Source organism: Ruegeria sp. YTSC004, assembly GCF_059609805.1.
Genome location: NZ_JBXWMJ010000031.1, coordinates 1 through 11,080, shown reverse-complemented (window position 1 = coordinate 11,080; position 11,080 = coordinate 1). Strand labels below are relative to the sequence as shown.

The 11,080-nt window shown below is 52.9% G+C and carries 9 protein-coding genes; 4 read left to right on the top strand and 5 right to left on the bottom strand.

What is annotated here, in order from left to right:
• Nucleotides 1-264: 264 nt before the first annotated feature.
• The gene (locus tag AC2FFP_RS23110) at nt 265-426 is read right to left on the bottom strand and encodes a c-type cytochrome (RefSeq protein WP_496845043.1); all 162 of its coding nucleotides are present in this window, start codon (nt 424-426) and stop codon (nt 265-267) included.
• A gap of 102 nt (nt 427-528) precedes the next feature.
• The gene (locus AC2FFP_RS23105) at nt 529-1,170 is read right to left on the bottom strand and encodes an ankyrin repeat domain-containing protein (RefSeq protein ID WP_496881563.1); all 642 of its coding nucleotides are present in this window, start codon (nt 1,168-1,170) and stop codon (nt 529-531) included.
• Nucleotides 1,171-1,674: 504 nt separating this feature from the next.
• Here AC2FFP_RS23105 and AC2FFP_RS23100 point away from each other — a divergent pair.
• The 4 genes from AC2FFP_RS23100 (at nt 1,675) to AC2FFP_RS23085 (ending at nt 8,242) form a co-directional block, all read left to right on the top strand.
• Nucleotides 1,675-5,256, top strand: coding sequence for an adenylate/guanylate cyclase domain-containing protein (locus tag AC2FFP_RS23100; RefSeq protein WP_496770912.1), 3,582 nt, complete (start codon nt 1,675-1,677; stop codon nt 5,254-5,256).
• A gap of 26 nt (nt 5,257-5,282) precedes the next feature.
• The gene (locus AC2FFP_RS23095) at nt 5,283-5,540 is read left to right on the top strand and encodes a DUF4242 domain-containing protein (protein ID WP_058283661.1); all 258 of its coding nucleotides are present in this window, start codon (nt 5,283-5,285) and stop codon (nt 5,538-5,540) included.
• A gap of 117 nt (nt 5,541-5,657) precedes the next feature.
• Entirely contained in the window at nt 5,658-7,073 is a 1,416-nt protein-coding gene (locus AC2FFP_RS23090) for an FAD-binding oxidoreductase (RefSeq protein WP_496770910.1), read from the top strand.
• Between the two features lie 371 nt (nt 7,074-7,444).
• On the top strand, nt 7,445-8,242 hold the full coding sequence (locus tag AC2FFP_RS23085) for a GNAT family N-acetyltransferase (RefSeq protein WP_496723839.1): 798 nt from the start codon (nt 7,445-7,447) through the stop codon (nt 8,240-8,242).
• 247 nt (nt 8,243-8,489) lie between these two features.
• On the opposite strand, the gene AC2FFP_RS23080 is transcribed toward AC2FFP_RS23085, so the two are convergent.
• From AC2FFP_RS23080 to AC2FFP_RS23070, 3 genes are all read right to left on the bottom strand, one after another.
• Complete coding sequence (locus AC2FFP_RS23080) at nt 8,490-9,164, bottom strand: class I SAM-dependent methyltransferase (RefSeq protein ID WP_496777538.1); 675 nt, start codon at nt 9,162-9,164, stop codon at nt 8,490-8,492.
• A 174-nt stretch (nt 9,165-9,338) separates the two neighbouring features.
• Nucleotides 9,339-10,109 carry a DUF2182 domain-containing protein gene (locus AC2FFP_RS23075; RefSeq protein WP_496723843.1) on the bottom strand — a complete coding sequence of 257 codons (771 nt, stop codon included), beginning with the start codon at nt 10,107-10,109 and terminating at the stop codon, nt 9,339-9,341.
• Between the two features lie 28 nt (nt 10,110-10,137).
• Nucleotides 10,138-10,758, bottom strand: coding sequence for a DUF1326 domain-containing protein (locus tag AC2FFP_RS23070; RefSeq protein ID WP_496881562.1), 621 nt, complete (start codon nt 10,756-10,758; stop codon nt 10,138-10,140).
• Nucleotides 10,759-11,080: the final 322 nt, after the last annotated feature.

Here is an 11,080-nt window from a genome sequence, read left to right as displayed (position 1 = left end):
TCTAGGCGACGACCGCTCCAATGTAACGCAGACATGCAAGCGATACCATCTGAGGGCGGCTTGGTCCGCAAGGCGGAACTTCCGATGGTTTTCGGGAATGACCGTTTCCGGCAGGAAGCAGACATTTAAGTCGAAAAACCGAGTCGATATTGTGTGATGTCTGCTTTCACCGAGACCGGGCATTCAGCAAAATAGGTTTTATGTCCGAGTTTCGGACAAAGCGGACCTTAGCCCGATTGCCTGTACTAGCGTATTGATATTGGCTCACTGCGCTCGAAGCGTGCTAAGGAACGCAATCAAAGCGACCCTTTCGGCGTCCGATAGATCCGGCATCAATGCCATCTCTGTTCCGGGAACACGCCCTACGGGATCGGCGATGAATTGATTGAGTTCTGAGATGTTCCAATCACCGGATAGGGAAGCCATTGCGTTTGAGTATTTGTAACCTTCAACACCCGCTTTGGTGCGTCCGACAACACCTATGAGCGACGGACCGTGATTGTGCGCTCCGGATGGCACGGTTCCTTCTTAGATAATATGGCATTGCGTACAACCAATCGCTGAAATCCGCCCGAGCTCAAGGTCGGCGATCGCCAATTCAGTTTCGGATATGGGCGGCGGTTCGATTGGTTGTGCACCGCTTTCTGAGAGAAACGAAATCATCTCTGCTTTATCTTTTATTGTGGCCAGATGGATCGGCGGCACACCCCAAAACTCTCGTGCATTTACATTTGCACCATAAGCGACAAGAACTTTGGCGGCGTCCAGTGAGCCTCTCTCGGCCGCATTATGAAGCGGAGTATAGTCTTTATCGCCGGCCTGTGCGCTTGGGTCTGCTCCCGCCTTCAGTAAAAGTTCAACTATCTTTTCATGGTTGCCACGGGCTGCCTTTTGCAACGGACTACCAAAGTCGAGCGCTGCGTTGGCATCTGCGCCATGTTCGAGAAGGATTGCAACAATGTCGGTATGGCCGGATTGAGCGGCGAAGAACAAAGGCTGCTCCAAACTGGTTGGATCAACGCTTCCTTCGGCAGCGAGCGACGCCTCCAGCGCCTCGGCATCACCATTACTGGCCGCCTGCAAAATATCATCTGCCTGAGCAACCTGCGAAAACAGAGCCACCGTTAGAACCGGGAAAAGGAACAAATTGGCGATACTGAAACGTAGCATCAAGAAATCCTCCGTCAGTCGTAGCTGCGCCAACTATATCATAACTCGCCGCAGTTCACCGCCATGCCATTACTTTACCGTTTTACAAAACCAGTTGACTTAGACTGCCTAATGGTTGGGTCCGCTCTGGGCTCGTAGCAGTCATCGGATTCGGCGCCGTATCTGCCAAATCATGGCGTCCGTCCCCGTCACGCCCGGCCCATTCCCGCCGTTGACCCACAGTTTGTCATGCCGCGGCGCGGCCCGTCGAACCTGCCGTTCGCTGCAAGCGCAAAATCTCAGGCCAGCCAATTTCGCACAATGCGGACAAAGTCGCCTTCAAAGGCAAAACATCAAACGCGTGCAGCCAATCAGCCAGTCGTGTAAATCTAGAACGCGGTGGCAAGAGCCGGAATTGTAGAGTGACCCGAAGATAAATGAAAGCAGACGCCATTCATTAAATAGTCAGTTCATTTTGAAAGCGTTTTTCTTGATTAGTGCCGCGTATCTCAGCATGATCCAAAGATGTCGGCTGAAATAGACAAATGGTTAATTGATCTCGACCTGAGTCAGTACGCAGATGTTTTTGCGGAAAACGATATTGATGCGCGTGTTCTGCCACTACTATCTGGCGACGACTTAAAAGAGCTCGGAGTAAGCCTTGGTCACCGCAAAATCATCCTCGCTGCAATTCACGAGCTAGTCGGCCAACAGCACGCAATCTCGCCGTCACAAGCAGCTCATGAACAAGCGCCCACCTCAGTCAATTCACAAAGTGATGATCCGCGCAAACAGAAGCATGTCGAACCGCCTACTGCAGAGAGGCGTCACGTAACTGTTTTGTTTGCCGATCTTGTCGGTTCGACTGAACTCACCAATCGCTTTGATCCCGAAGACATGCGGGACTTGCTACAGAACTATCAAGATGCCGTTGCAGGAGCCGTGAGCCGATATGGTGGCTACGTTGCAAAGTATTTGGGCGATGGTCTGCTCGTGTTTTTCGGATGGCCGCGGGCTTTCGAAGATCACGCAATTCGGGCGGTAAAAGCTAGTCTTGAGTCTGTTCACCGAGTCAAAGAACTCAAAACACCTGACGGAGAGCCTTTGTCAGTCAGACTGGGAGTTGCGAGTGGTGATGTTGTGGTCGGCGATACCATTGGCGAAAATACATATGAGGAGGCGGCCATGACTGGTCCGGTCGTCAATCTTGCGGCACGGATTCAAGAACATGCAGAGCCAAACTCAGTCGTTTTGTCAGTTGAGGAAACCGAGACAGCTTTACATCGGATATTTGAGTTTAAATCTCTTGGGCAGGCAGAGCTTAAGGGGTTTGCTGAACCACGTAGTCTTCAGAAAGTGATGTCAGAACGCAGCGCGGAAAGCCGGTTTCAGGCCTCACATCGAGACGATGTCGACAGCGTCATGGTTGGCCGGGACTACGAAAAGGGAATTTTACTGCAATCATGGCAACGTGCTCAGAATGGCCACGGAGACGTTGTTCTGCTCTCCGGTGAAGCCGGAATAGGAAAGTCGCGGCTTACAGAGGAATTCCTTGCTGTAATCACCGAAAACGACGAAGTCGATGTCATAAGGCTGAACTGTTCCCCCTATCTGAGCAGCAGCCCCTTTCATCCGGTAGCCCAACGAATATCCCAGGATGCGGGTGTTGAACCGGACTTTGATGACAATCTGATCCTTGAGCATGTCAGAAAAATGCTTGAAGGACGACCAGGGTTGGACTGGGAACAAGTTCTGCCTGTCTTTGCAGCGTTGGTCGCACCTCGTAGTGCCCTCGCCCAAAAGGTGCTCGAGATGTCACCGCAGGAGCAGCGCGACATAACAATCCAAACATTGATCCACACGGTGCAGGTGCGGTCAAGCGTACGTCCGGTTATGCTGTGCGTAGAAGATGCTCATTGGATCGATCCTTCCACACAAGCATTGTTGGAGCGGTTTAAGTCGATATGCACCGATCTTCCTCTGATGATCTTGATAACCCACAGACCCGGGTGGGAATTGGCCCGTGATGATGGGGACACACACGTTCAGTCTCTGGTTTTGCGCCGTTTCGATTCTGCGCATGTCTCAAACCTTGTCGAAAATATTACAGGCAAGAGACCGGACGAAGCTCTGATCTCTACAATAGTTGAAAAAACCGATGGGGTTCCTTTGTTCGTGGAAGAAGTGACCCGAGCCATTGTCGAATCCGGCGAGCAGGGGCAAGGCCACATACCATCGTCATTGAAAGGCGCGTTGATGGCGCGGCTCGACGCAGTTTCGCCAGAGGCAAAACAGGTCGCCCTTACTGGTTCGGTTATTGGCCGGGAGTTTGAGCCGGGCATACTATGTGCCGCGAAAGGCTTTGAAGAATCTGATATCAACAAAAGCCTCGAAGAGCTTTCGCGAACAGGCCTGATCTTTGAAAGCGGGCACAATCGCGGGCACTTCGTTTTCCGCCATGCACTTATTCGCGATACCGCCTATCAATCCATGTTGAGTTCAACTCGGAGACAACAGCACGCAGACGTGGCGCGTGCTTTGATGCGGATAAGGTCATCTGAGATTGAGCGCCGCCCTGAACTTATCGCGCGCCACCTATCTGAGGCTGAGGACTGGAGTGCCGCGTTTGAAAAATGGCAGGTTGCGACAGAAATGGCGTTGGTGCGATCCGCGAGCCAAGAAGCGATGACGAACGCCAAGGAAACTTTAAGAGCTGCCGAAAAACTTGGCTCAGACACCAATACAGAATTGATCAAAGGCAAGATTCTAGTCGGCCGCAGCCATGACAGTCTGGGCCAATTGCCAGAAGGGATAGCAGTTCTGAAGGACGCTTCCAACGCGGCCCGGGCGGTGAGCAACGTGGAGCTAGCGGCTGACGCGGCCAATCACTTCGCTGACTCTTGCATGATGTCCAGCGAAAGGCACAGCGAGGCGATCGAACTCTGTGATAATGCACTGAAAGGTTTGCCCGATGATGATGAAGTCCGTCGGTGCAGATTGATGAGCCAACTTGCGCGCGCCCATATGTTTGTAGGTCAGTTTTCCGAAGGTGCCCGCTTCGGCCAGCAATCCATGGAACTGGCCGCAAAATTGGGCGACTACAAATCCCAGTTCTCAGTAATGATGATGCATTTTGGAGCACCCTTTGTTGCGCGCAAGGGAAGAGAAACCCGCCATTGGCGCGAAAATCTGGAGGCTATGCATGGTGTGGCCGAGCATCTTGGCAGTATCGATCAGGGTCGAGACCGGACTCTCAGCTTGTTTGTAGGTGCCGAGATGGCAGACCGTGAGTTGATGGACCATTCTCTGGGCTTGCTCACCGAGATTTCGGAAAAGGACAATCATTTGCAACTCTACTGGGTTCAGAAACACGCACAGGCCATGGTTGCAATTATGGACGGCGATTTTGGCCAAGCGGAAAAACACGCCACCGAGGCCGTGAAGATCGGTCGAAAGACCCATGGGGAGCATGTTGAGGGCGTCTACGGGGTTCAAATGTTCACTATCCGCCGCGAGCAAAACCGGCTGCACGAGGTCGCGCCTGTGATCAAGAAATTGATGACGGACAGTCCCGAAGACATTTCGTGGAGACCAGGATTTGGCCTTATCGCGGCCGAGCTCGGATACAAGGAACCCGCTGAACGTATACTGAATGAAATGGCCGACAATGGCTTCGATCTTCCACTCGACGCTATGTATTCAACGACCTTATCTTATCTGACTGACATATGTGTCGCCATTGAACATCAGGAACATGCCAAGACGCTCTATGATTTACTGGCTCCGTACGAAGAACTGACGATTACTGCAGGGGCAACGACGGTGTGCGCAGGTGCGGCGGCGCGACGCCTCGGCAGTTTGGGCACGGTTTTGAAAGACTGGGATGCTGCTGAGATGATGTTCCAGAAGGCTATAGAAATTGACACTCGCATGAAATGCCCACCCTGGATCGCTCACAGCAAGACAGCTTATGCATCAGCATTGAGGCGAAGGGGACGCCCGAAGGATGTGGAACAGGCGTTTCAACTGGAAGGCGAAGCGTTGGCAATTTCGCAAGATTTGGGTATGGTTTCCCTAAAGTCAAAGCTCGAAGGAGTAGCGAGTTAAGGCACTTGAATTATTTGGGGGACTTTATGCCTAGGTACATAATTGAACGAAACTTTGCCGAGCAACTAAACGTCAGCGATGATGACAAAATTCACATCAAAGAAATCAATGACGAAGTCGGCGTTGAATGGATATTTTCATTTCTAAGTGCAGATAAGCGCAAAACATACTGCTTGTACGAAGCCCCTGATGAGGAGAGCCTCAGGAAGGCGGCTGAGCGCCTGAATATTCCTGCCGATGTCATAACACCCGTGGATCGGATTGATCCGGCAATATTCGCCTGACCGGCAGCCATTTTTTCCCAACTCAATGAAACGACTTCGCGAGACAACGCGACGGAAATAGCAATTAGCTGAGGCAGCCCTGCAAGAAGCCTGACCTGACTATTGGGAGGCTTACGCATGTTTGACCTGAAAACACTCGACGGAAGTACAGCTATTGTGCATCAAGACACCTTGGACGCTCTTGATGCATCACTTCGCGGCGGGGTCTACCAGAAAGGCACCCCGGAATACGAAGACGCAAGAACAACGTGGAACAGCATGTTCGAACGTTACCCAGGTTTCGTGATCCGCGCTCTGGGGGCAAGCGATGTGCAGAAGGCAGTGAATTTCGTGCGAGAGACCGACCTCGTTATGTCAGTTCGGTCAGGTGGGCATCAGATTGCTGGGCACGCTGTCGCAGATGAAACTGTGATGCTCGATCTGTCCCAGATGCGATCTGTTCACGTCGACCCTGTCAACAAGACCGCTCGGGTTGCGCCGGGAGCACTGCTTGGAGATGTGGATCGCGAAACTCAGGCTCATGGGCTTGCCGTTCCCGTTGGCATCAACTCAACCACGGGCATCGCGGGCCTCACTCTTGGCGGCGGCTTTGGATGGACCACTCGGAAATTTGGCATGACGATCGACAACCTGCTCTCAGCGGAAGTCGTGACTGCGGACGGAGCTATTGTAACTGCATCCCCTACAAGTCACCCTGAACTTTTCTGGGCTATCCGCGGTGGGGGTGGAAACTTCGGTGTCGTAACCTCATTTGAATTCCAACTGCATGAGCTAGGACCCGATGTCCTGTCCGGCCTCATAGTTCATCCGATAGAAAATGCGCCAGAGCTCCTCGCTGAATTTGCTACGATTGCAGACAATTCCCCGGATGAGCTGACCGTCTGGAGCGTGATGCGGAAAGCGCCTCCTCTACCGTTTCTGCCAGCTGAGTGGCATGGGCGAGAGGTGCTGGTCTTTGCAGCCTGCTATAGCGGGCCGATGGAGGAAGGTGAAAAAGCTATGGCAGCATTACGCGCACTAGGTGACCCAATCGCCGATGTGATATCTCCTCACAAATTCGTAGACTGGCAGGCCGCTTTTGATCCTTTGTTGACGCCAGGCGCCAGAAATTACTGGAAGAGCCATGATTTCGATGCGCTTTCTTCAGATGCAATCTCAGGACTCTTGGAAGCGATTTCCAGCCTTCCTGACCCCGCGTGTGAAGTTTTTATTGCCCATGTGGGCGGAGCAATGGCGCGCGTCGAGGCCGGTTCAACCGCTTATCCCCAAAGATCTGCTCACTTCATCATGAATGTTCACACGCGTTGGGAGGACCCCAGCAAGGATGCTCAATGTATCGAATGGGCGCGCAAGCTATACGACCAGATGCAACCGCATGCGAGCGGTAGTGCCTATGTCAATTTCATGCCGGAAGACGAAGCAGACCACATGACCGGAGCGTATGGCGAGAATGGCGAGAAACTGTCTAAGATAAAGCGTAGTTATGACCCCACCAACTTGTTCAGGATTAACCACAATATCTTGCCTGCTTGATGGAATTCAGAACTGCATAAACTGATCCAGATTGATGTTGAGAATTTTGCCTTGGCGTCGCGCCGCATTTCTAGTTGGCTAGTTTTCAAGCCAAGTGGAGCATCCAAGCGACGATCGCGCTGGTAATCATGCAACCTATGGGTTGTGGTTTCTGTAGATACGGCCAAGAAATTCAATATGTGTCCGCTTTGGGCTCGGTGCGGTCGTTCGTCGAATTGTCGTGAGTAACCGCACTGCGGACATAGTTGACATTCGCCCTAGACCAATAACTCTCTTTTCGTCGCGGTCTCGCGTCTGACGTGCGCTTGACGACGCAACTCATATCAAACGATCATCGTCGAACCATTTTGCGGCGGCCCAAAGGATAACCTATGGAAGTATTTGGAAGTGATGCACAGCGACGCATGTCGACCATGGGTGAGCATCTTATCCAGCTATTGGGTGATGACCCTCGATTTTGTAGCCATGGGCGCGGTATTCAAATTGCCAACGAGTACAGCGGGGCTTTGGATGATGCCGTTGCAATGGCTCGAATACTTGGCATCACGGCGATAGAAAGCATACCGCGTCAGGAGGTGGCAAAGACGCGAGAAGTCATTGAAAGTCAGGGATTAAAAACCGACACAATAGCTTGTTATCTTGGCGGGCTGAACTGTGTTGACATTGCTCGGAAAATAATTGCCACACGGGCGTTGCCCGAGGATTTGACCGTACGTGTGATTGATCGAGACTCTCCGCCAGAATGGCTTGAAGCTTTCGCAGAAGTCGCAATGAGCCACGGTGTTCTACCGCCAATAGGGCCGGTTATGCGCGGATTGTCTCGCCCCGGATTTGCGATGGTCGTCTTTGACAGCTCAGGTGCTCCCGTTGCAACCGCGGGCTCAGTTCTGTGCCATCCGCCCAGCAGTAGGCTGCATCGTCGCGCTCAATGGGGGCAACTTTCGACCAAGCCTGAACGCATGGGCGAAGGTGTAGCAAAAGTCTTGGGAGCCAAAGCTATGATACACTCTCATGAAAAGCTTGGCGCAACTGGGTTCAAGACAGGCATTGCTCCGGGCAACGTTGCATCAGCACGGTTGTGCGAAAGACTTGGCTTGGAGGATAGCGGCAGCGACATAGTCGCGATCATCGACCCGAATGTATACTCGGAAGATCGGTTGACCAAGTGAGCCATTCGGAAGTTTGTTGTCGCGGTATATCAACGACACTCGCGCGAACCTGACTGAAACTTCTTGAAAAACTAAGATAGGACGAACTCTAGTCTGCATTGGGCTAGTTGCAGCTGCTTGCCGGAGGTTACTGGCCAATTGCTTTGCCGAATCCAAGGCCGCGTCCATGATTTCATGGAAAAATCTCCAAGGATCGCTTTGTGGGCGAAATTGCTATACGGAGCTGGATCTCACGGTACGACAGCCGCTAATTTGAAACGATAAAGTGGTATGCCGCGCACGGCTGGTGTAACACGATCTGTCCATCAAGGATCTCGACTGACCGATTGAATGTATCTTCCATGTCGGAAGAAACCTTTGCATAAGCTCTAGAACGATCTGGATCCGGCCAAACAATCTTTTTTAGGAACGCGTCGAAAGTCGGGTACTCACGAGTAAGGACGTAATCTCTTTTGTTTTCCAGCCAAAATCCGTCTACTCCGTCCAAGTGGCTAAGTGTTTCGTGTGAATGAGATCGAACGAGGGTTTCATCTTCTACCAATCGAATGACCTCAAACATTGTTCCATAAGGATAGGGCTCCACGATGTGCAACCGCCCACTGTTTCCAAGAACGCGGTGAATTTCAGTGAAAGCGTTGTGCTGAACCTCCACTGGAATGTGATGAAGAGAGAAGAACAAACACGCTAGGTCCTGTGAACCCGATTCGAGAGGTAGGTCTTCAGCAGCCCCAAGCCTGACGTCGATGTTTTTTGGTAAATTTTCTTTGGCCTTAGCAACTTTGCCCGGATCGATTTCTATTGCGATGACTTTGGCTCCTGCAGCGTACAAGTCTCGCGAATAGACGCCGTCACCCGCACCAACATCGACGACCTGAAGCCCTTCAAGTTCGCATATTGTTTTTAGGTGTTCGATGTGAGTCATGGTCAACTCCAGAAAATCTGAATGGTCTTGCAACAGATTAGCACACCAGTTCCCCTATTTCCGCTTTGGGTTCGGAGCGGAACTTAAACTCCCGCAGAAATTGCTTGCCCGGTGACGTGTTGAAGATCGCTCTACGGTGGCATTTATCCAGCCTGTGAATGCACCAACGTTTACTCAGGCGAGCGTGACGAGCCACCCGCCCCAGACAATCAAAACCACGCCCAATCCTCGACTCAGAATCCGCCCGAATGGCAACGTCTTTTCCGCCACCACTACGATTGTAAGAACGGCAACCCACGGCAGGTTCATGACGCCCAACACAAACAACAGCACCATCAGCATCCAGCAGCAGCCAAGACAGTAGACCCCGTGGTGAAGCCCCATCTTCGCGGCACCCAGGGTTCCCTCTTGCCAATGAGCCGTCAGAAAACTCATGGGCGAGCGGCAATGCTCCAGGCAAGCGTTCTTGAGTGGCGTCCATTGGAACAACCCGGCGAATATAAGCATCACGCCGCCCACGGTCGGGGCAACCCTCCCCATCATGGAGGAAAGCGCGTCGCCCGCGTGCAGCCACCAATTCAATACAGTGGCCGCCAGCGAGAACCCCAGCCAAACCAACAGATACCCTGCCACAAAGCTGCCCGTTGGCACGAAGGGGCGCCCTGCGTCTTCCCGCTTCGCGCGCACCCGTTCGTAGATCATTACGGCGGGTGTGACTGAAGGCAGCATCATCGCAAACATCATCACCGCCCACATCATAAGCATGAAGACAAAGTCCGCGGCTGACCACTGCATCATCATCGGCATGGCCACGTCACCGACCAACGTCATCGAGGTCGAACCTCGCCCGAGGTAAATTGTATAGGCCCACGCCAGCGCAGAGAGCGCTACTAAGGCTGCCAACACCAGCACCCGATCCCGTCGTGCGACTCCTACAGCATTCATTATGATGGCCTGACGGTCCAGCCCGGCCTCAGCCGGCCCAGACGACTTGTCCGACCACACCCGACCGGCCTGTCCAGGTCACGGGCATATCCGCGTCGTTCCAGGTGGTGCCGTCACTAGGAGCCAGATCACCTTCATGCCCCTCATGACCGAAGGCGAGGCTGAACGCGGCGTTCTGCAGTTTCATCTTGTTGCCGAGGTCATTGACCAGACGGCGGGATTTCATCTCGCCTACACCGGCCACGCTTGCCGTTAGTTCGCTTTCAGCCTCTGTCACGCTGATCCCGGCGCGTTTGGTCGGAAGCCAGGTCGACAACAGGCTTGCCGGTACTTCCATGCCGCCGCCGGACGCACCCTGCAAGATAGTCTCCAATGCCGCCGCCTGCGCATCGCTGGCGTTTTCGTCAATGTACACTCGCCCGGTGCCGTTGGCGTCGAACAGTGTCGGCCCGGGGAAATGCAATGAGACAATCGCGTTTTGGCCAGAAAGGTCCACGCCTTCATGAGAGCCCTCGCTAATGCGTATCAACAAGGACGTCGCGCAATACCCTTGGTCCAAGAGCATAAGGTCAGCTTGTCCGAACCAGCATGGGCAAAGCATGTTGCAATTGCAGGTTTCGACGAGTTCCCCTGAAACATTCCAAGACATGATTTCTCCTCCCATCCCACATTTTCCACGGCTGCATTTTAGCAGAAAGGCTGCTTTTCACCAATCAACCAGAAGGTTATCTATGTCTCCTCAGGGCACAGAGCTGCCTATCCCTACAGCTTGCATGATTAGCTGGTTGGCAGCCCAAGCCGGTCCTTCGCAACAAAGCCGCCATTCGTCACCAAGCGATCCAAATCGAAGTTCAAGGCCGATATCTCGTTGGGCGTCGAAGCCCCACTGATCTTATCACGCGGGCTTTATCAGTGTTTCCAGATATTCTCGAGTGTCGGCGTCCCACGAGCTGGGGTCCTCTCCATGGGCG

Coding starts and splice junctions, on each gene's coding strand:
- AC2FFP_RS23110 (WP_496845043.1), bottom strand. CDS start 426: ATGGCTTCCCTATCCGGTGATTGGAACATCTCAGAACTCAATCAATTC.
- AC2FFP_RS23105 (WP_496881563.1), bottom strand. CDS start 1,170: ATGCTACGTTTCAGTATCGCCAATTTGTTCCTTTTCCCGGTTCTAACG.
- AC2FFP_RS23100 (WP_496770912.1), top strand. CDS start 1,675: ATGTCGGCTGAAATAGACAAATGGTTAATTGATCTCGACCTGAGTCAG.
- AC2FFP_RS23095 (WP_058283661.1), top strand. CDS start 5,283: ATGCCTAGGTACATAATTGAACGAAACTTTGCCGAGCAACTAAACGTC.
- AC2FFP_RS23090 (WP_496770910.1), top strand. CDS start 5,658: ATGTTTGACCTGAAAACACTCGACGGAAGTACAGCTATTGTGCATCAA.
- AC2FFP_RS23085 (WP_496723839.1), top strand. CDS start 7,445: ATGGAAGTATTTGGAAGTGATGCACAGCGACGCATGTCGACCATGGGT.
- AC2FFP_RS23080 (WP_496777538.1), bottom strand. CDS start 9,164: ATGACTCACATCGAACACCTAAAAACAATATGCGAACTTGAAGGGCTT.
- AC2FFP_RS23075 (WP_496723843.1), bottom strand. CDS start 10,109: ATGAATGCTGTAGGAGTCGCACGACGGGATCGGGTGCTGGTGTTGGCA.
- AC2FFP_RS23070 (WP_496881562.1), bottom strand. CDS start 10,758: ATGTCTTGGAATGTTTCAGGGGAACTCGTCGAAACCTGCAATTGCAAC.